The 19632-nt window shown below is 52.0% G+C and carries 18 protein-coding genes; 8 read left to right on the forward strand and 10 right to left on the reverse strand.

Going from position 1 to position 19632, the window contains the following annotated elements; genetic code table 11:
* Positions 1-192: 192 nt before the first annotated feature.
* Together F4Y39_12055 and F4Y39_12060 are read left to right on the forward strand one after the other, a co-directional pair.
* Positions 193-1230, forward strand: a complete 1038-nt coding sequence (locus F4Y39_12055; GenBank protein MYC14451.1) for an NAD(P)-dependent oxidoreductase — start codon at positions 193-195, stop codon at positions 1228-1230.
* Positions 1231-1245: 15 nt separating this feature from the next.
* Complete coding sequence (locus F4Y39_12060) at positions 1246-2655, forward strand: sulfatase-like hydrolase/transferase (GenBank protein MYC14452.1); 1410 nt, start codon at positions 1246-1248, stop codon at positions 2653-2655.
* Positions 2656-2662: 7 nt separating this feature from the next.
* Here F4Y39_12060 and F4Y39_12065 read toward each other — a convergent pair whose 3' ends face one another.
* From F4Y39_12065 to F4Y39_12075, 3 genes are all read right to left on the reverse strand, one after another.
* Positions 2663-3436 (reverse strand): radical SAM protein, encoded by a 774-nt coding sequence (locus tag F4Y39_12065; protein MYC14453.1) that lies wholly within the window; start codon positions 3434-3436, stop codon positions 2663-2665.
* A 127-nt stretch (positions 3437-3563) separates the two neighbouring features.
* A complete protein-coding gene (locus F4Y39_12070; GenBank protein MYC14454.1) occupies positions 3564-4640 on the reverse strand; it encodes a hypothetical protein in 1077 nt (358 codons plus the stop codon).
* A gap of 18 nt (positions 4641-4658) precedes the next feature.
* On the reverse strand, positions 4659-5363 hold the full coding sequence (locus tag F4Y39_12075) for a hypothetical protein (GenBank protein MYC14455.1): 705 nt from the start codon (positions 5361-5363) through the stop codon (positions 4659-4661).
* A 160-nt stretch (positions 5364-5523) separates the two neighbouring features.
* Between F4Y39_12075 and F4Y39_12080 the strand changes: the two genes are divergently transcribed.
* Entirely contained in the window at positions 5524-6480 is a 957-nt protein-coding gene (locus tag F4Y39_12080; protein ID MYC14456.1) for a hypothetical protein, read from the forward strand.
* Positions 6481-6604: 124 nt separating this feature from the next.
* Here the strand turns inward: F4Y39_12080 and F4Y39_12085 are convergent, their stop codons facing one another.
* Positions 6605-6850, reverse strand: a complete 246-nt coding sequence (locus F4Y39_12085) for a type II toxin-antitoxin system Phd/YefM family antitoxin (protein ID MYC14457.1) — start codon at positions 6848-6850, stop codon at positions 6605-6607.
* A 1-nt stretch (position 6851) separates the two neighbouring features.
* Complete coding sequence (locus F4Y39_12090) at positions 6852-7250, reverse strand: type II toxin-antitoxin system VapC family toxin (GenBank protein ID MYC14458.1); 399 nt, start codon at positions 7248-7250, stop codon at positions 6852-6854.
* A 304-nt stretch (positions 7251-7554) separates the two neighbouring features.
* On the opposite strand from F4Y39_12090, the gene F4Y39_12095 reads away from it, so the two are divergent.
* Complete coding sequence (locus tag F4Y39_12095) at positions 7555-8067, forward strand: hypothetical protein (protein ID MYC14459.1); 513 nt, start codon at positions 7555-7557, stop codon at positions 8065-8067.
* Here F4Y39_12095 and mazG read toward each other — a convergent pair.
* Positions 8049-8834, reverse strand: coding sequence for a nucleoside triphosphate pyrophosphohydrolase (mazG, locus tag F4Y39_12100; protein ID MYC14460.1), 786 nt, complete (start codon positions 8832-8834; stop codon positions 8049-8051). The genes F4Y39_12095 and mazG overlap by 19 nt on opposite strands.
* A 168-nt stretch (positions 8835-9002) precedes the next feature.
* On the opposite strand from mazG, the gene F4Y39_12105 reads away from it, so the two are divergent.
* Positions 9003-9440: a hypothetical protein gene (locus F4Y39_12105; protein MYC14461.1), complete on the forward strand. Its 438-nt coding sequence runs from the start codon at positions 9003-9005 to the stop codon at positions 9438-9440.
* 70 nt (positions 9441-9510) lie between these two features.
* Here the strand turns inward: F4Y39_12105 and F4Y39_12110 are convergent, their stop codons facing one another.
* Positions 9511-10584, reverse strand: a complete 1074-nt coding sequence (locus tag F4Y39_12110; protein MYC14462.1) for a class I fructose-bisphosphate aldolase — start codon at positions 10582-10584, stop codon at positions 9511-9513.
* Between the two features lie 218 nt (positions 10585-10802).
* Here F4Y39_12110 and F4Y39_12115 point away from each other — a divergent pair, with 218 nt between their 5' ends.
* From F4Y39_12115 to selB, 3 genes are read left to right on the forward strand one after another with little or no spacing between them, the layout of a single operon-like run.
* Positions 10803-12419: a GWxTD domain-containing protein gene (locus F4Y39_12115; GenBank protein ID MYC14463.1), complete on the forward strand. Its 1617-nt coding sequence runs from the start codon at positions 10803-10805 to the stop codon at positions 12417-12419.
* Between the two features lie 11 nt (positions 12420-12430).
* Positions 12431-13837, forward strand: coding sequence for an L-seryl-tRNA(Sec) selenium transferase (locus F4Y39_12120; protein MYC14464.1), 1407 nt, complete (start codon positions 12431-12433; stop codon positions 13835-13837).
* The gene (gene selB / locus F4Y39_12125; protein ID MYC14465.1) at positions 13837-15732 is read left to right on the forward strand and encodes a selenocysteine-specific translation elongation factor; all 1896 of its coding nucleotides are present in this window, start codon (positions 13837-13839) and stop codon (positions 15730-15732) included. Before F4Y39_12120 ends, selB begins: the two co-directional genes overlap by 1 nt.
* Position 15733: 1 nt before the next feature.
* Here selB and F4Y39_12130 read toward each other — a convergent pair whose 3' ends face one another.
* Genes F4Y39_12130 through F4Y39_12140 form a run of 3 tightly spaced genes read right to left on the reverse strand, consistent with a single transcriptional unit; the run spans position 15734 to position 19620 of the window.
* Complete coding sequence (locus F4Y39_12130) at positions 15734-16750, reverse strand: zinc-binding dehydrogenase (GenBank protein MYC14466.1); 1017 nt, start codon at positions 16748-16750, stop codon at positions 15734-15736.
* A gap of 17 nt (positions 16751-16767) precedes the next feature.
* A complete protein-coding gene (locus F4Y39_12135; GenBank protein MYC14467.1) occupies positions 16768-18489 on the reverse strand; it encodes an alpha-L-fucosidase in 1722 nt (573 codons plus the stop codon).
* Positions 18490-18516: 27 nt separating this feature from the next.
* Entirely contained in the window at positions 18517-19620 is a 1104-nt protein-coding gene (locus F4Y39_12140; protein MYC14468.1) for a beta-lactamase family protein, read from the reverse strand.
* Between the last annotated feature and the right edge of the window lie 12 nt (positions 19621-19632).

The following is a 19632-nucleotide window of genomic DNA, read 5'->3' on the forward strand; positions in this document are numbered from 1 at the left end:
CCCTCCTCCCCCCCATCCCGCCCGCCTTTTTTGGGGTCGATCAAAAAAGCCCCGCGGGCCGGCGCCCCCCCCCCCGAGCGGGAGACCGTTATGAGTGGCGCAAGTGATCTCTGGTCGCAGCCGACTGAGTCCGAGCGGTTTGAAGTTGTACATCGCTTGTCCAGAGTATAAGAAAATTTATCAGAGGTAACTATGAGTAAAATCCTCGTTACGGGTGCTACGGGGCGTTTGGGCGCGAATGTGGTCAAGCAGTTGGTTGAGCGTGGGGATGATGTTCGCGCGCTGATTCTTCCCGATGATCCCAAGAAATTCAAGCTCGATCCGTTTGATATTGAAAAGATCGAAGGCGATCTCAGAGATGCGGCGTTGTGTCGCAGTATTGTGGATGGTGTAGATGCGGTTGTTCATACGGCAAATATTCTGGGTCCACCGCGCGGTATGGACAATCAGACGTTTTACGAGATTAATGTTACGGGTACGTACAATCTTTTTGAAGCGGCAGCACCATTTGCCGATAAACTCCACAGGTTTGTCCATGTCAGCACCGACGCGGTTTATCCCATGGGCAATCAGCATATTCCGCCCTGTTATCAGCCGGTGAATGAAATCCATCCCAAACGCCCGAGTGGACTTTATGGCACGCTGAAATATATCAACGAAGCGATGGCCGAAGGCTATATGAATGGACACGGTCTCCAATTGTCCATTATTCGTCCTTCTGGCATGTTTGCGGGCAAAGAAGTGCTGGGGCGTTGGAATGTTCAGTTTGTGGCAGGACGCATCCGCGATGCCGCGAATAATCCGCAAAGTGGTATTTATCATCCGGATGGCGCGGCTATTGCACGGGATATGCTCGACCACGCCGAGCGTCCCGATCAACCATGTGCTGTCACCGATCGCGAGGGGCGTCCGTGGATGTGGTCGCCTTCTGATGCCCGCGATACTGCACGGGCGTGTATTTGCTCGCTAGACCATCCCGCTGCAGTGGGTGAAGCGTTTAATGCGCCGATTTATCGGCCGCTCGCTTTTCCCGAGGTTGCAGCTTATCTCGCGGAGATAACGGGTGTTCCTCTTTTTGAGGTTGAGGTTCCCATGCAGTGGGTCTATTGGTCTGACAATAGCAAGGCGCGCACACTCATTGGATACGAACCGCAGTGTACGCTTGAAAATATCTTTGATACCGCGCTCGCCGATCAAGCCGGTGAACCCACGGATATGATTTCGGCGTGAAGAACAGGAGTATTTATGTCTGATAAGCCCAATATTCTGATTATTATGTCTGATGAGCACGCCCCTCAATACAGCAGTATTCACGGGCATTTACTGGTGCAATCGCCCAATATGGAGCGTCTGGCCGATATGGGGGTCACGTTTGATAATGCGTATTGCAATTCGCCGATTTGCGGTCCGTCGCGAATGTCATTTATGACGGGGCGTTATATCAATCGCATTGGTACTTATGACAATGGTTTTCCCATGTCGTCGGATACGGTTACGTGGGCGCATCGCTTGCGAAATGTCGGTTACGATGTTGTGATATCGGGTAAACAGCACTTTTGTGGTCTTGATCAATTGCACGGTTTTCGCACGCAACTCGCGCGCGATTTGCATGCGGAATTGTGGACAAAGAATGGTGTTCCGCGCGGCGAGGGCAATTGGGATGCGGGGGTTGTTGAAGCTCAGAGGCCCTGGGGCGGTATTGCCCAAGCGGGGCCAGGTACAACGACTGAGATACAGGTTGATGATCAGGTTGAAGAGGCTGCTCTCGCGTATATCAAAGATCCCGCTCGCAAAGAACAGCCCTGGTGTATCAATGTGGGGTTTATTGCACCCCATTTTCCGCTTGTGGTTCCGCGGCGGTTCTGGGACATGTATCCGCGCGATCAAATTGATATGCCCGAAATTCCCGAGGGCCATCTGGAAAATATGCACCCGGTTTACAAACGCCTGCGCCTGATGTTTGGTATGACCGATTTTCCTGAAGAACTTGTGCGGAGGGGACGCTCGGGTTATTACGGACTTATCACGTATTTGGACGAAAAAATAGGCCGGCTTATCGATGCGCTCGAAGAAACCGGCCAGCTTGAGAATACGATTATTGTGCATACCTCAGATCACGGGGAAATGAATGGTGAACACGGCATGTGGCGCAAATCAAATATGTATGAGGCGTCCTCCCGCGTGCCTCTTCAGATTGTCTGGCCCGGGCATATTCCGGGTGGTTTGCGCGTCGCGCAAAATGTTTCACTCGTCGATCTCGTCGCTACCATAATCGAAGCTGCTGGTGCTTCGCTGGATATTGCGCCCCTTGACGGCGATAGCCTTTTGCCGTTGATCAATGGCGAGACTGAGACCTGGAAGGACGAAGCCTTTTGTGAATACCTCGCGCACGGTGTTATCCACCCCGTGGGCATGCTCAAGAAGGGCGATTACAAACTCAATATGAGCCCGGGAGATCCGCTTGAGTTGTTCAATATTGCAGAAGATCCGAATGAGTTTAACGATCTGTCAGAGTCGGCACAACACCAAGAAATACGCGATGCCATGCGCGACCGGCTATTGGAAATTTGGGGCGATCCAGAAGGTATTGAACAACAGGTGCTCAAAAGTCAAAGGGAGAGGCGGTTTATTACGGCGGCGAGTGGGGGGAGATGAGAGTAGGTCATTTTTCGCTTTTCAACATCCCTACATTGATCAATTCCGCTTTGAGTTCTGCAATCAATTCTCGATATGTAAGACTGTTAAAATAGCGTCGCGCTTTTGGCATGGATGCTATTCCAGTCCTATCTGTATAATCCATCTTGCCAAAATACACCCCGTCGGCTGCTTCGGCTATTTGTTCGGCGAATTGGCGCGGTTGACAATACAGTACGGGGGCAAGAGATGCGGTGACGTGAATGCCAGCCTCACGCAATTGTTTCATCGCTTTGAGACGCACGCCGATTTTCGGTGCTTTTGGCTCTGTGCGTTTGCGAACCCGGTCGTCATTCGTCGGCACGGAAAATCCCACTCGCAATCGACTACCAAATTGCGTCAATAAATCCAGGTCGTCCAAAATCAGATGACTGCGCGTATGCACGGTTAGAGCCTTCAGATTGCAATCCACCAGCACTTTTAAACAGCGTCGGCTCAATCGATATTTCCGCTCGATGTATTGATAGGGATCGGTTGCTGATCCCATGAAAATTTTGCGCCCATAAATTTTGGCACGCGCCTTGCCTAACAAAAAAGGCGCGTTCATTTTTGGCTGTACCCACTCACCCCATGCTTTGGGATATTCGTAGGCGAATGGAAATTTCATCACATAGCAATAGGCACATCCCATGCCACAGCCGGAATAGGGGTTGAGTGTGTATTCAGTTATGGGTTCGCCGGGTGGATTTTGAGGCACGAGTACCGACCTTACACTGGTCTCGTCAATGTGCAATGATGGCATGTCTTCAGCCTCTCGTTCGCTTCAATATTCTAAAAAATATACTGCACATTTGTATATTATTCAAGAAAAAAGACCGTTACAGAAGGATCACCTCTCGCAACGGTCTCAACAGGAATGCGGATTTTTTTTAGTTTAGACTATATTCACCCCACTCGTTTTCACCGGTCGGTCCTCTGGTGAACCAAGCTTTTCGTCCCGGGGGATCGAGCACGATGCCGGCAATGGTCTGACCGCAGGCTTCGCCATTGTGAATTTCGTTGTGGCGGCATATTCCCACGGGGGTATTTACGCGGTCTGATAGCATATTTTTCAGGGCGTCTGCATTGCGTTTGTCGCAGGATTTTAACAACCTGGTCGCACGTCCCCAGCGCAAGATGCTCTGACCGCGTTGATCCCATTGACGCCGCTCAAAGGGTTTGAGCCGGTCGGTCAGGTAGTGATTTGAATGGGCCATGGGACCATCAAAGGGACAGATGACTTCGTATTCTTGCGCTGTGGTTTCAAGGTCGTATATTTCACCATTTTCATCGCATATTACGTAATTCATACCCGATGCTCTCGGTTTTGCTATCACTGCATCGATGGCATCTCCGATTCGCACGGATTCCAGGATACGCCGAATGATGAAGGGATAAAGCACGCCGCCCGATGCATCTGATGGCACGAGGTTGTTGATGACGACGCCAATGCCCGCATTGTTTACTCCGGCACAGCCCAGCATCCCGGCAGATGTGTAAAAGAGCGCGTCGGGTGCGTGTTCGTTTTTGACTTTGATCAAAATTGCTGCTGCTGCATAGATTGACGAGAGGTCGTAATTTTGCGCGATTAACGCACCTTCGCCCGATGTGTCTCCCGGAACCATGAATGATGTGCAACCCGATACCATAAATGCATCGGAATAATAATCGTGTAATTCCAAAAAGCCGTTTAATGCGAGTAGGTCTTCTACGGGTACGTCCGCTGCCTCGGCGATTCCTTCCATCTCTTCAAACAGATGGGGTGCATAGTCGCGGTTGGGTCCCGCGTAAGTTGATACAATTTCATACACGCGCTCTTTTGTCAGATAGCCCTGTGTTCCGTGAACCATATCCTCAAAATTGACGGTGACAAGGTCCCGGATTAGTTCCTTAAATGTCTCACCCTGCGCCTGACCTCGCTCAGTTGGCGAACCACTGACTTCGAGCAATGGCAATGTCTGTGACATGTTTTTCTCCTTTTGCGATTATCTCCAGAATGGACTCGCCTTATCCGAGAATACTACCCGCCCAAAATCATCTGGTGAATGAAATTGCGGTTCCGGCGTGCGGCTGCCCGACCACTGGCTGAATTGCTCATTGGTTTTTCCGCCCAGGCGATTTAGATTTAGGTGCCAGATGTCACCGGTTTTTGGGGGGGTATGTACGGCGACGTGTGCAAAATTTGCAAAGGGTATGGCTGCTTCCAATATCCAGTATTTATCTTCGTCGCTGTCATCGTTCAATGTGCCGACGATTTGTGTCTTGACCTGAATACTTTCGCCGTTCCACTCGCCGGGCACGGGTGCGTCGGGACCTTGTGGATGAAACTGGTCGAGAAAGATGCCGAGTACGTTCATTTCGATATTAAAATAAGCCTGGGGCTGATTGGGATTGGGTACGGTGAATACTTCGACGGTGTCGTCTTTCCACACGTCGGAATCGCGTGCGGTGTGTTCTGCCCAAATATGTGCATCTTCACAGATGTATGAAACGTATAAATTATTGTCGTCCCATAGTATTTTGGCTACTGTTTGTTCTTTTTTTCCCGATTCGTACCACGGAAATACAAAGGCTCCCACGTCTGGGGCTGCCACCCATGCGGGTTCATTCAGGCGCCCGTCAATTACAATTGGTGTGCCTGCGCGATAAATAGTGTACATTGGGCGATCGGCATGAGTTGGTTGTGCCATGAAAATCTCCCCAAGAAGTAAAATTAGAGAGGCTGTTTTGAGTGCAAGTAATCTCACTCGTTACCTCATCCAGTTTAGTTGATTATATTGTATCCCTGTAGTCCTAAAATAGATCGCCCCAAAACAAATGTCAATGGATAGACGAATCAGGAGATAATACATGAGACAGTATATTTCAGATGAACAAATCGCTTCGGTTATGACGACGCGGGATTTTGTCGAGAGTTGCGACGAGGCGTTTCGGCTTTATGGTCTTGGAAAAATGGTCAGTCCGCTGCGCAAAGAAGAGGTTTCGCGCGAGGGTGAGATGGATCTTTTTCGTCTGGTGATGCCGGGCTGGTGGAAGGGGAGGTTTACGGGACAAAAGGTTATCGAAGAGCGTTCGGATGTCAAGGTGGGGCGGTTGGGTTCGAGAACCGCTGTGATTGAGTTAGAGGATATGCGGAGGGGTGACCGCATTTCGTTTGATGCAGAGCGTATTACCAATATGCGTACGGGTGCGGCGGGTGCGTTGGGCGCGAAATATTTGGCGAAGTCGCCGGTACGCACGGCGGCGATTCTGGGGACGGGGCGCATTGCACAGGCTCTGGGCAGGTGTATTGATGTGGCTCTGGCGCCAGAGACTATACGCGTAACGAGCAGGACGGCCGAGAGACGCGCGGCATATCAAGCAGAAGTTAGAGGGGATATTTCCTGTGATCTGGAGGTGGTCGCGGATATTGAGACCTGTATTGATGGGGCAGATGCCATTTTTACTTCTGTGCCAACGCCTGAGCCGATTTTATTCGATGTGAAAAGCTATGTGCATATTTCTGTGATTGGGGGGGATGGACGTTCCACGCAATTGGATCCGGGATTGTTGACGCGGCGATTTGTTGTGCCCGATCACGGTGAGCAGGTGCTGAAGTCGGGTGAGTTTCTCGCGTTGTGCCAGAGAGATGAGGCGCCCCGCTGGGTGAAAGGCGAGGAGGATGAGATATTAAATATCGGGCACGCGGCACTGGGACATTTAGAACATTTGCGCGGACAGGGCTGTATTGCGTATTCGAGCGGTCTGGCGATTCAAGATGTCCACGCTGCAGCGATTGTTTGGGGAAAAATTCGGGAAATAAAATGAGGGATAGCCAAATTCTGTGTCGAGTTGATCATCATCCAGATCAACAACAGGGATGTTCAATATATTTTGGATCGCGGCTAACATCATGCCGCGATGACAGATGGGACGGTGGTTGAGATGTGCGTTATTGGGCGCGTTGACGCCACCCTCTTATTCTACCCCTCTGTTGCCTGACAAGTGTGACGACGTCCTGCGTAGAGATGTCTGCGTCAATTGAAGGAACATCCAGTGGTGACGCGGTGGGACGTTCTGGCATCAGGGCATAAGTCCTGCCGTCTTTTCTCCGTATAAGGACCTTACCCGCTGACTCAGCTTTGTCGAGTACGCTGGAGAGTTTTTGTCTGGCTTCCGAGTATGTATATACTTCCATCTTACCCCTCCAAATTAACGAGATTGATACCGAGTGCGTCTGCAGCCCGTCTAAGTGTTCGATCCAGCGTTAATAAGGGCGCTGCATGCCGCAAGGCGCAGTCCAATAAGTACGCGTCGTATGCGTATGCATTCACCTTGGCTGCGATGGACAGAACATTTGCCATGTCAACGTTCACGTATTGCAGCGGGATACTATCGAGAATCTCCAGACCCCGTTGTGCATCCGCGACACCAATACGACGTTGTTTGATCATCGCGGAGAAAGCATTTCCAATTTCCCAGGGAATAGAACCGGGACCAATGAGTGTGTGACCCGATGTAGCTGCGATAATCGCGTCTCTTTCAGGCTCGGCTACAATCACCGCAATAATCGCTGACGTATCAATTACAATGTTCATAATGGTCTCCTAAAGACACTATCAATTGTACAATTGTCTAAAGAAATGTCAAGGGATATCGTCAGCTTATAAAAACACTCCAGCATTTTTGATGCTGGAGTGTTTTCTTTTTGTTGCGTAAAAATGTGGCTTAGATTATTATTTGATGGACATTTTGTGGCTATTAGCCACATTTTGTTTTATATATTGTGCTTTGTTTTGAGAACAATACACAATATATTGTATAGTATCAGTAGTAAATTGTTTTTGTCGTTTTTTGTGGCTATCTATAAGACACACTGACGTTTTGCGGTGGGAGCACACTATGGCGTGGCTTTATCAGCGGGGAAAGAAATGGTGGATCGGGTATTACGATGAAGAGGGCAAGCGCGTGCGGAAGTCAATTAGCGATTCCAAAGAGGTCGCCGAGTTGGCTCTCAAGCGGGTCGAAGCCGAATTGGAACGCAAAAATGCAAAGTCGGTTACGGTTCCCCAGAGTACGCTTGATGTTATTGAAAAACAACTGGCTTCTGTTAAGCAAGAACTACTTTTGACGTATCCGGCTGTGCGAAATGCGACCAATGTCCGCGAGTTGTTTATTCGGGTTTACGACAAGTTGGGATTTGAGGTGCTCAAATCCCAGGAAGCTTTTCCCAATTATATTCTGTCGAGTAATGAATTGCCGGTTCGAGCGCACGCCGTGTTGCGTAGCAGTGATTTCGAGCGCGAAAATCTCGATTATATGGCATGTGATAGCATTATTTGCTGGATTGACGATTGGGAATCGGCTCCTATTCCCGTTTTAGAGTTGTCTGCACACTACGATTTTTGGGGCTGATTCTCTTTTTTTGCGGCTTCCCAAAGCGCGTCCATTTCTTCAAGTGTAGCGTCATCAGGTGTTTTGCCCTGCTTGCACAGTTCGGTTTCGATGTACTGGAAGCGCGATTGAAATTTTCTGTTGGTTTGTATGAGTGCTTCATCGGGGCATATTTGGAGAAATCGAGCGAGATTGACCAGGGCAAATAGCAAGTCTCCAAATTCTTCCTGGATCTTTTCTATTGCGCCGGTTTCTCGTGCGTGCATTAATTCTTCTGTTTCTTCCCTTACTTTTTGAGCCACATCTGCAATGTGTTCCCATTCAAATCCCACCCGTGCAGCTTTTTCCTGAAGTCTGCGCGCTTTCAATAGTGCTGGCAGGTGTTGCGGTACGCCGTCGAGTAGAGAGGCTTTTTTGTCGGGTTTTTCTTCGGCTTTGATGGCTTCCCAATTTTTGATGACTTCGTCGGGTGTATCGGCTTGTGTGTCGCCAAAAACATGCGGATGGCGGCGGATGAGTTTGTCGGCGATGGCTTCGGCTACATCGTCTATGGTAAATCGGTTTTCTTCACTGGCGATTTGCGCGTGAAAGACGACTTGTAGCAAGAGGTCGCCCAGTTCTTCTTTGATTTCGCCATCGTCATTGCAGTCAATCGCCTCGAGGAGTTCATAGGCTTCTTCAATGAGATAGGGTTTCAGACTTTGGTGCGTTTGCTCTTTGTCCCACGGGCAGCCCGCAGGCCCTCTCAATTGCGCCATGATATTGATAAGTTGCTCCAAGTTGGACATGTATTTCCTTTCGCAGGGTATGTATGGCTGCAATATGTATGCAAAGAGGGTCCGCGTCAACCCCGATGTTTTAAAAGTGGGATTTACCTTTTGACAAGCGGGATGTGGTGCGTTATTTTTTGGTTACTCGATAGTCTTAAATTTGTCTGGCTTTGGAGGGTTTGAGAGATGAGTGATTCACTGCGAGATATTATGCGAAAAGTGGGCCGCGATGATGTGCGCGAGCGGGAGCGGGAAAAGTGGTCAGAGCGGGAAGGAGATTTGCTCAGTCACAAGGAGCGAGAAGAGGACAAGGACGAGGTTGAAAAGCGGCACGATCAGTACCGCAGGCGGCAGGAATACGCGAGTCGATTGGGCCCCACCGCCGAGCGATTGCCCATTTTGAGCAAGGAAGAATCCGAGCGCAGAGCGCGCGAACGGCCCAAGCGCCGGACCTATGAGTTTGAAGGCCCAATTGAAAAATTGCTGGAAAAATACGGCGATCCCAAAGAGGTGTTTAACCACATGTCTATGGGGCAGTTGATGAAGTACGAGTTGGATGAAGAAACGGGTGCGATTTACGAAAAGGATAAAATGATTTTCGACGGTGAGAAGTTGGTTGAATGAGAGCCCGAGAAGATAAAACAAAAAGCGGAGCCTTCGGCAGATCGAAAGCTCCGCTTTTTTTATACGTGAATCAGGAGATGGTTACATCGGAGCAGAGATAGACGTCCTGGATGTCGTTGAGGAGTTGGATGCCTTCGTGCATGGGGCGTTGAAATGCCTTGCGCCCAGAGATGAGGCCGGTGCCTCCGGCGCGTTTGTTGATTACAGCGGTTCGCACGGCTTCGGCATAATCACTGGCGCCTGAGGATGCGCCCCCGGAATTGATCAGTCCGGCTTTGCCCATGTAACAATTGACGACCTGATAGCGGCACAGGTCAATGGGATGATCAGATGTGAGTTCGGTATAGACTTTGTCGTGGGTGCGTCCAAAATTCAGGGCTGTGTAACCGTTGTTGTTGGTCGGCAATTTTTGTTTGATGATGTCTGCGCCAATGGTGACACCGAGGTGGTTGGCCTGTCCTGTGAGGTCCGCGGCTTCGTGGTAGTCGATGTCGTCGGTCGCAAATGCCGAGTTGCGCAAATAGCACCACAGTACGGTAAATAGCCCCAGTTCGTGTGCGCGGGCAAATGCTTCGCTGATTTCGACAATTTGTCGGTTGGATTCGGGTGAGCCAAAATAAATTGTGGCGCCTACACCCGCACACCCCATTTCCCTGGCTTGTTCGACCTGGCCAAATACGACCTGGTCGTATTGGGATGGGTACGTGAGTAATTGATTGTGGTTAAATTTGAGGATAAAGGGGATTTTATGGGCGTATTGGCGGGCGACCATTCCGAGTACGCCCAGTGTGGTTGCCACGGCATTACAACCCCCTTCTATGGCGAGTTTGACGATGTTTTCGGGGTCAAAGTAGATGGGGTTGGGGGCAAAGGACGCGCCGCCAGAGTGTTCGATGCCCTGATCGATGGGTAGAATGGAAATGTACCCGGTGCCCGAGAGCCGTCCCGCACCGTAGAGGCGTTGCAGGTTGTTGAGCACGGGAATGGTGCGGTCAGAGTCTGCAAAGACCCGGTCGATAAAGTCGGGACCGGGTAGTGTGAGAAAGTTTTTATTTACCAGTGCTTCATAATCGAGCAAGTCGTCGGCTTCATTGCCGAGGTAGTCCGCGATTTTGTCAATGCCACTTTGAACAGCAACTGCCATGGAGAACTCCTTCTGAAAAATTAAATTGGAACTCGTATCACAAATGCGAGGTTACAGGAGAGGAATAAACGTTTTTTGCGTATTTTGAAAAATAGACCAAAAAGATACATGCAGGTGTGGTGCTTGTCAATAAATGAGGGAAATTTTCTTTGCGGGTCGGGGGATTATGGGGTAGATTCTATTTATATGGCATACCTACATTTTACAAGGTGGTTGTTATGCAGGCGATATTGACGGGTTTTCTGACACTGTGTGCGTTGAGTACAACGCTTTGGGCGCAGGAGGGCGGTTTTGACGATCCGCTATTGGTACAGGCGGTTCAGGCGCAGTCCGTTCGGGATTATGCGAAGGCGCAGGCGCTGTTTGAAGAGTATATCAAAGACCTGTCAGAAGAAGAGCAGGCGCTCTATCGCGATTTGGCGCAGGTGGCATTTCCCGATGATCTGGAAATTTACCGGGATGCGGATACAGAGAAACGCGCAGAGTTGATCGACCGCTTTTGGCGACGCCTGGATCCCTCGCCGTTGACAAAGGCAAATGAACGGCTCATTGAGCATTACCGGCGCGTGGCGTATGCGCGGCAATATTACGGTCAGGGACAGTTCCCGTGGGATGATCGGGGCGAGGTTTATGTGCGGTTTGGCAAACCCGATCACACGAGCAAGTCGGGCGATATTCAAAATGAGATGGATCGTGAGATACAGGATGCGCGGCAAAATTACGTGAATCGCAGACGCATTGCTCTGAGGATCAGGCCCGGACAACCCATTTTTCCCGTGCCAGCGATGTCGTGGTGGGAATACTGGGTGTATGCGGATTTGGAGGGGGGTACAGAGTTCGATTTTGTGCGCCGCGGCAAGGGGAACAGGTATGAATTTGCTCCGATGCCCGAGGGCTTGAGTCTGTCTTTGACAACGGATTTGCTGGCGTATCAGAGCGAGGTGGTTTTGCGGCAAGTGGCAGCGCATCAGCCCTCTGTTTACGATGCAGATATTGCCGAGCTTCCCGTTGATTTTTATTATTTTCCCGCTGGGTTTCGCGGCGAAGATGGCGCGACGCGGCTGGAAATCTACTATGGATTGCCAGCGGAGGAAATGGCGCGGTTGCCCATTGATGAAAAAACCGATCAGGTGATGCTGGACCGGGGTCTTGCGATGTTTGATAGCCTGTGGACAGAGGTCTATCGCTTGCAGGATCAATTGACATTTCAGGCGCCGTCAGACCAGCAAGTGTTGGATGGGGCGTTTATTCCGGGTGTGCTCGCGTTTGAGATTGAAGCGGGGTTGCACTATCTCTCTTTCCAGATCCGCGATGTAGTGTCGGGAAAATCGCAGGTGTATCAGCAATCATTGGCCGTATCAGATTTTTCGCAGCGCGATGATTTGTTGATGAGCGATATTGCCCTTGCATTTTTTGTTGGGCCGAGTGAAGAGCAAGGTCCGTTTCAAAAACGCGGATTAAAAATTATTCCAATGGCGTCAAAGGCGTTTCGCCCAGATCAAAATGCATTTGTCTATTTTGAAGTGTACAATTTGAAACGCGATGAATTTGGACGAACGAGGTATCGCGTGGACTATTCTTTTCGCGCTCAGGAAAAAGGGATTGCGCCGATTCGCGCGTTGCGCGGGTTGGGTCGCATGTTGCGCTTGCAAGAGAAGCGCCGAGAAGTGGTGATTTCCTATGAGCAATCGGGTGATACTATAGAAGATACGGCGTATGTCGAATTGGATTTGAAAGACGCCGAGCCGGGCGGTCAAGAAGTCCGCGTCAAAGTGACGGATTTGCTGGCGGATCGCGATGTGAAGAAGGAGATTGCGTTTAAGATTGTGCCGTAGGGCGGTGGGCTATGAATGGTGATTTAAAAAAGAATGTAGATTATTCAATTATTCCCGGTGTGGATAGGGTGCTCAATGAACAGGCGATTCAGACGCTTTCAAAGCACTGTGGGACGTCTGTTTTGACCGATATGATTCGGCAGGCGATAGACCGCGTGCGGGGGATGATGCGCGATGGCGAATCGGTGGGGAAGTCTCGTGAGGCGTTGATTAAATGGATTGTTGGGGATGTGCAGATCCAATTGGCAGACCAGCTTGCGCCAAATCTCAGGCGTGTTGTGAACGCGACCGGGGTTATCTTGCACACCAATTTGGGACGCGCGCCTCTGTCCGATGTTGCGGTGAAACATATTGCCGATATTGCTGGTTCGTATAGCAATCTGGAGTTGGATCTGGATACTGGACAACGCGGATCGCGTACGACGCTTGTGGAAAAATTGTTGTGTGAGTTGACCGGCGCCGAGGCCGCTGCGATTGCAAATAACAATGCAGCGGCTGTTTTGTTGACGTTAAATACACTGGCTGGGGGCAAAGAGGCGATTGTGTCGCGCGGGCAACTGGTCGAAATTGGGGGATCGTTCCGCATTCCCGATATTATGTCGCGCAGTGGGGCGCAACTCGTCGAGGTGGGGACGACCAATCGCACTCATTTGAGCGATTACGAAAACGCTTTGACGGAAAATACTGGGGTGATGCTGGCGGTGCATCCGAGCAATTACAAGGTGATGGGGTTTACCGCCGAAGTTGCACTGGAAGATATGGTGGTGTTGGGACGACAACGCGGCGTGCCTGTGGCGCACGATTTGGGCGGCGGTGTGCTGGTCAATTTGCGGGATTACGGATTGCCCTACGAGCCGCTGGTATCTGATAGTATTTCCGCCGGGGCAGATGTGGTGATGTTTAGTGGTGACAAGGTTCTCGGCGGGCCTCAGTGTGGGATTATTGTGGGGAAACAAAATGTCGTAGAACAAATTCGCAAAAATCCCTTGATGCGCGCGTTGCGTTGTGGAAAGCTGACGTATGCCGCGCTGGAGGCGACGTTGAAGTTGTTTTTAAATCCAGAGGCATTAGCGCGCGAACATCCCACACTTCGCATGTTGACGGAGCCTGTGGGAATGCTTGAGCGGCGTGGTCAGAAGTTGTTGCGGATGATCGGTGAACTTGAGGGTTTTTCATGTGAATTGGTCGATTCTCAGGCTCAAACTGGCAGTGGTGCGCTGCCTTTGGAAAATATCCCGAGTGTTGCAGTCGCAATTTCCGGTGGCGATATTTTGTCCCTTTCCAATGCGTTGCGCCGCTATGATCCGCCCGTTATTTGCTATGTGCGCGGTGACCAGTTATTTCTGGATTTGCGCACGATCAGAGATGACGAGGTGAGTATTGTGGGCGATGCGGTACAAAAAGGAGCGCGGGGTTGATGGCGCATGTGATTATTGGAACGGCCGGGCATATTGATCACGGCAAGACGGCACTGGTTAAGGCATTGACGGGTATTGAGACCGATACTTTGCCCGAGGAGCGCGATCGCGGCGTGACCATTGATATTGGTTTTGCGTATTGGAAAGATAATGTGACCATTATCGATGTGCCCGGGCACGAGCGGTTTGTCAAGAATATGGTGACGGGGGTGTGTACGGTTGATCTGGCACTTTTTGTGGTGGCTGCCGATGATGGGGTGATGCCGCAGACGCGCGAGCATCTGGGTATTTTGAATCTTTTGGGCGTGCCCCGCGGTATTGTGGTGTTGACTAAAGTTGATCTGGTAGAAGAAGAGTGGCTGGAGCTGGTGGAAGAGGAATTGCGGGAGGTGTTTGCAGATACATTTTTGGAGGATGCACCGATTGTGCCCGTATCGTCGATCACGGGTGAGGGGATCGATGCGTTGCGCGCGGCGGTTGAGGCGGAGGTTGCAAGGGTTGAGGTACGGCCAGACCAGGGTATTTTTCGCTTGCCCGTTGATCGCACTTTTTCCGTGCAGGGATTTGGAACTGTGGTGACGGGTACTGTGATTTCAGGGGATGTGCGCGTGCGAGACGAATTGTCGCTGTTGCCAGCGGGCAAAGGTGTTCGAGTGCGCGGCGTGCAAACGCATGGGCGGGATGTGGATGTGGCACAGGTGGGCGCGCGCGCGGCTATTAATATAAGCGGGGTCGAAGTAGATGAAGTGTCGCGGGGTGATCTTCTGGCACAACCGGGGTATTTTGAGACGACGTATATGATCGATGCGCGCTTGCACATGCTACCCGATGCACCCGCGCATGTGACAAATCGCACGCGCGTACATCTGCTTATGGGACCGCGAGAGGTTTTGGCTCGCGTGGTGTTGCTTGAAGGTGAGACATTGTTGCCGGGTGAGTCGCAACTGGTGCAGTTGCGACTGGAGGAACCGGGCGTTGCCGCGCGGGGAGACCGTTTTGTGATTCGGCGGTATTCACCGGTGCAAACGCTGGGCGGTGGCGTGGTGCTGGATCCGCAACCCGTGAAGCATCGGCGGTTTCGGGATGATGTCAATGATGCACTGCGGGAATTGGAGCAGGATGATCCCACACAGGTTTTGTTGACGCGCTTAAAGGCCGCGCGATTGCAACCGCGAACTGTACTGCAACTCGCGTCTGAGATGGCGGTGTCTGCGAGTGGGATTGAGGGTCAGTTAACTGCGCTCGCCAATTCGGGTGATGTGGTTTCTTTTGTTCAGGCGGGTAAAGCGATGTATGTCCACGCGATGTGCTGGCGGGAATTGCTGGACGGGATTGGCGATGCGATGCGGGTTTTTCACGAGGCGCATCCCCTCCGGCCAGGTGCGAGACGCGAGGAGCTTCGCGCATTGGTGAAGGGGACGCCGTCTGACGATTTGTTTGCGCAGGGTGTTGAATATCTCGTTCGCGAAGGTATCTTAAGAAGCGATAACGCGCTGATCGGGTTGCGCGATTACAAAATTGCGTTGACGCCCCAACAAGAGGAAATTCGCGATGCGATTGTGCGGGTATTAAAAGATGGGGGGACGACGCCTGAGGACTTGAAGACGCTGCCCGATGCAATTCAGGTCAATGCCAGCTCTGTGCGAGATGTGGTGTCGGCGATGCAGGCTATGGGAAATCTGGTGCGCCTGGACGATACGTTGCTCTTTCATCCGGAGGTGATGGAAGAGGTGGCGCGGCAACTGGTCGATTATCTGAAAGAAAATGGGGAGATCGATGTATCGACTTTTCGCAGTCTGATCGGCACCACGCGCAAATTTGCCGTGCCGCTGTTGAATTATTTCGATACCCAGGGCATAACCATCCGGCAAGGGGATGTGCGGGTGTTGGGATGATCTATTTGAAATAAGCTCCTAATTTAATATTCTGCTCGGGGTTGCTGGTGATTTTGGGATATTCTGCGACGAGGTCTGCAAAAGCGACTATGGGCGTTACAATGGGTTCGCCCGTCAGTTTGCCTTCGGTGAGCAGTCGCCAGCAAGTGGCGTAAACGCGTTTTTCGTCCCATCGGGGATATTCGCGGTTGGGGTCGCTGCAGGACCGCGAAAATATGAGATTGGGGCGGTTGTAATGCGCTTCTGCGCCAAGATCCAGCCCGGGACCATAAGGTGCTGGCGCAGCGCCAGCTACCACATTGCCGCCAAATGCCACGCCGCGTATGGCTGCTTGCAGGGCGTGTACATTGGCGCTGTAGTCAATTGCCACATCCACGCCCCGGTTCCCGGTTGCTTTTTTGATTTCTACGCCTGCATCACAGGTTGTGGGATCGAGGATCAGGTCGGCACCGCAGATTTGAGCCACTTTTTGGCGGTTTTCCAATGGATCGACCGCGATGATTGGATATGCCCCGGATAATTTGGCGATTTGTACGACCATCAGGCCAATGGCTCCCATCCCAAATACGGCCACAGCGTCTCCGACTCTCACCTGTCCATCTCTGATCGCACACATGGCAAAATCCGCCGGGTCCAAACAGACCGCGGATTTCCACGAAAATCCTTCTGGTACTTTCCAGCACCGTTCGGTCGAGATGACATGGACTTCTCTAAATGGTCCGTAGCTCAGCACTACGTCGCCTTCTGCGAACCTATCTACGCCCTCGCTGATTACAGTGCCTATAAACATATTGCCCGTCCGAGACGACCGCCCTTTGCCCGTGTTTGGGAATACCTGGAGTTCCGGATCATAAGGTCCGCGTTTCGCGCTGTCACCTTTTATCCCCGATAACTCGGTTCCGTGCTTGGCCGCAGCGTACAGGCTCTGCACTTTCATCTGTCCTGTTCCTACTTTTGGTACCTCGTATTCCCGCAGTTCCATCTTTTCGGGTGATAGGGCACATACTTCCAGTGGCATGGTATCCTCCTATTCGTTTATTGGCGCGTCAGAGAAATGGCTGAGACGGATAGTCCGGCACGGGATTCTTTGTTGATGGATTCGGCGCGGACTTCGATAGTGTAAAGGCCGGGGTTGTCGAGTTGGACCTGGCCGATAATGGTTGCGGCTTCGGGGAAATACTGCGCTTTGGGGCTGTCGCTCCAGACGTCGGGTGTGATGGTTTTTCGGAATGTACTGCCCGCAATATCAACGCGTACTTCATGGCCACCTGTCCATTCGCGGACGCGGCGGAGCGTGCTGGTGTGAACGCGTATTTCAAAGGTGCCGGGTTTGAAGACTTTGAAGTCGCAATCGATCCAGTTGGATGTGTCAAACCAGTCTTGAATTACACCAGTTTCGCCAATGCGGATCTGCGTTCCCGTCTCGGACGTGTGCAAGTTTGCCATGCTGGCGATCATGGTGATAGAGCCATCGGTTTGCTGGAGAGCGGTTTGATCGACATCGGGTGCGCCATCGAGTTCGAGGGCGATGACTGAGACATTTGGGTCGGGGCATTCGGGCAGGCGCAATGTTAGAATATCGCAATCGCTGTCGCGGGTTTGAGAGACGTCAATGTGCGCGCTTTTATCGGCGAGCAAGGTCGCGTTTGTAACGCGGTTGCGCAGGCCCAGGAGGGTGAAATGCTCACCGGGCCATGTGGTAAAGAGCAAGTAGAGACGGTTGCCTTTTTGCGTGATGCCGCCCCAGGGAAATTCATAGGGGTATGGCGTGGCTTTGGTTCCGTAGATCGCTTCGCCGTTGGTTTTCATCCATTCGCCAATGGCGCGAAGGCGATTGACACTGGGCTGGGGCACACTGCCGTCGGCGCGCGGCCCGATGTTGAGCAGGTAGTTGACGCCTTTGCTGGTGAGTTCAACGAGAAGATGGAGCAGTGTTTTTACGCTTTTCCAGTTGTGGTCATCGGTTTTATAGCCCCAGATATCGTTGAGGGTGGCGGGTGTCTCCCAGTAGCCTTCGAGGCGACCGGTGGGGATCTGGTTGTCGCCCAGGCTGCCATAGTCCCCTACGCCATTGCCCACGCGACCACTGACGAGGCAGTCGGGTTGCAAACCGTGGACGAGACGGGAGAGCGATTGGCTCTGTTCCAGGGAAATGGAGACGGGAGTGTCGAACCATATCAGGCCGATAGGCCCATATTGCGTGAGCAACTCGCGCACCTGGGGTTTGGCTTTGTTTTCGAGATAATAGGCGAAGTCTTTGGTCGCGGGATCAAAATCCCAGTTGTTTCCAGAGGCGTTGGGGTCGTGCCAGTCCTGATCTTGAGAATAGTAGAAGCAGAGGCGAATGCCGTATTTTTGGCAGGCTTTGGATAGGTCTGCCATAATATCTTTGCCATAAGGCGTGGCATCGACGATGTCGTAGTCGCTGCACTGGGAGTCATACATGGCAAAGCCGTCGTGGTGTTTTGCCGTGATAACGAGGTATTTCATACCTGCATCCCGCGCGAGTTTGGCAACCGCATCGGCGTCGAATTTTACCGGATTGAATTGTGAGGCGAGTTGTTCGTATTCCGCGGCGGGAATTTCAGCGCGGCGCATAATCCATTCTCCGATGCCCTCTATGGCTTTGCCTTTCCATTTGCCCGCGGGAATCGCATACACGCCCCAGTGAATGAACATGCCAAACCGCGCTTCTTCCCACCATGCAATGCGCTCGCGGTCACGTCTGGTCTGTCGCGTTTTTGCTGCGGTATTCATAATGTCTCCTTAGTGTATGGGTGGAAACTATTCTTCCACTGCTGCTGCGACTGCATTGGAAACCCGTCGCAGGAGGCTTCCGTCGGCGACCATCTGGTTGGTGAGCACTACGCAACTGAGTTGACGCTCGGCGTCTGCCCACGCTACTGTGCCGGTCGCTCCGGTATGTCCGAAGGTTCGCCGCGATACCAGGTCGCCCCAAAAGCCCCACACCCGCGCTCCGGATACGCCCCAACCGATTCCCCAGGGCGCATTGAGTGCACCGTTTTGATCTTGTGTCATTGTTGCGACTGCGGCGCAGCTGAAGATGCGCTGATCGCCATAAGTGCCGCCGTTGAGCATGGTTTGCAATAGGATCGCCAGATCGCGTCCGGTGCTGTGCATGCCGCCCCACGGCGCTCCAAAGTCGCGCCAGTAAGGGGAGTTCCAACCCCAGCTTTGTTGTTCTTCGTCCTCTTCGGCGTCCGTTCCGCACCATACCAGGTCTTCAAGTGTCCAATTACCCATGCCCAATGCGCTTTGCGCCATTCCCAGCGGTGCAAAGATCTCCTCGCGCTCGAAGTCGCGCAATCGCTGTCCACTGACTCGTTCGACAATTTCGGCTGCGAGCAAGATGCCCATGCTCTGGTAGCAAAAATCGGTTTCCGGTTTGTAGAGCAAGGGCGTCTGGAGTGCTAGTTCTACGAAGCCAGCTACGGGTGTGTGCGCCTGTCGCAAGCTGGTGTTTTCGGGTAGCATGTCGGGCATGCCGGATATGTGCGAGAGCAAATGGCGCACTTTGACGGTGGGGCGGTCGCCGCCGGTGTATTCGGGTAGATAATCAATGGCCGGGTCGTTGAGTGAGATCAGCCCCCGATCTACGAGGATCATCAGCGCGCAGGCTGTAACGGGTTTGGTGATTGAGGCGAGGAGAAATATCGAGTCCGCATCGACTGGCTGGCGTGTGCGAGGGTGCTGTTGCCCGCATCCCCGGGCGAAGACTTCCTTGCCGTGCCGTGTAACCGTCAGCGAGGCCGCGCCAATTTGTCCGGCTTCTGTGGCGGCTGTGAGCAGGTTAAAAGCTCGTTCGAGTTGGTCGGCAGACATGTCGGCGTCCTGGGGGGTAGCTACTACGAGTGTGTTATTTGCCATAGTTATCCCTTT

The sequence above is a fragment of the Gemmatimonadota bacterium genome (assembly GCA_009838845.1).
In the GTDB taxonomy this organism is placed as follows: Bacteria; Latescibacterota; UBA2968; order UBA2968; family UBA2968; genus VXRD01.

Coding starts and splice junctions, on each gene's coding strand:
- F4Y39_12055 (MYC14451.1), top strand. CDS start 193: ATGAGTAAAATCCTCGTTACGGGTGCTACGGGGCGTTTGGGCGCGAAT.
- F4Y39_12060 (MYC14452.1), top strand. CDS start 1,246: ATGTCTGATAAGCCCAATATTCTGATTATTATGTCTGATGAGCACGCC.
- F4Y39_12065 (MYC14453.1), bottom strand. CDS start 3,436: ATGCCATCATTGCACATTGACGAGACCAGTGTAAGGTCGGTACTCGTG.
- F4Y39_12070 (MYC14454.1), bottom strand. CDS start 4,640: ATGTCACAGACATTGCCATTGCTCGAAGTCAGTGGTTCGCCAACTGAG.
- F4Y39_12075 (MYC14455.1), bottom strand. CDS start 5,363: ATGGCACAACCAACTCATGCCGATCGCCCAATGTACACTATTTATCGC.
- F4Y39_12080 (MYC14456.1), top strand. CDS start 5,524: ATGAGACAGTATATTTCAGATGAACAAATCGCTTCGGTTATGACGACG.
- F4Y39_12085 (MYC14457.1), bottom strand. CDS start 6,850: ATGGAAGTATATACATACTCGGAAGCCAGACAAAAACTCTCCAGCGTA.
- F4Y39_12090 (MYC14458.1), bottom strand. CDS start 7,250: ATGAACATTGTAATTGATACGTCAGCGATTATTGCGGTGATTGTAGCC.
- F4Y39_12095 (MYC14459.1), top strand. CDS start 7,555: ATGGCGTGGCTTTATCAGCGGGGAAAGAAATGGTGGATCGGGTATTAC.
- mazG (MYC14460.1), bottom strand. CDS start 8,834: ATGTCCAACTTGGAGCAACTTATCAATATCATGGCGCAATTGAGAGGG.
- F4Y39_12105 (MYC14461.1), top strand. CDS start 9,003: ATGAGTGATTCACTGCGAGATATTATGCGAAAAGTGGGCCGCGATGAT.
- F4Y39_12110 (MYC14462.1), bottom strand. CDS start 10,584: ATGGCAGTTGCTGTTCAAAGTGGCATTGACAAAATCGCGGACTACCTC.
- F4Y39_12115 (MYC14463.1), top strand. CDS start 10,803: ATGCAGGCGATATTGACGGGTTTTCTGACACTGTGTGCGTTGAGTACA.
- F4Y39_12120 (MYC14464.1), top strand. CDS start 12,431: ATGAATGGTGATTTAAAAAAGAATGTAGATTATTCAATTATTCCCGGT.
- selB (MYC14465.1), top strand. CDS start 13,837: ATGGCGCATGTGATTATTGGAACGGCCGGGCATATTGATCACGGCAAG.
- F4Y39_12130 (MYC14466.1), bottom strand. CDS start 16,750: ATGCCACTGGAAGTATGTGCCCTATCACCCGAAAAGATGGAACTGCGG.
- F4Y39_12135 (MYC14467.1), bottom strand. CDS start 18,489: ATGAATACCGCAGCAAAAACGCGACAGACCAGACGTGACCGCGAGCGC.
- F4Y39_12140 (MYC14468.1), bottom strand. CDS start 19,620: ATGGCAAATAACACACTCGTAGTAGCTACCCCCCAGGACGCCGACATG.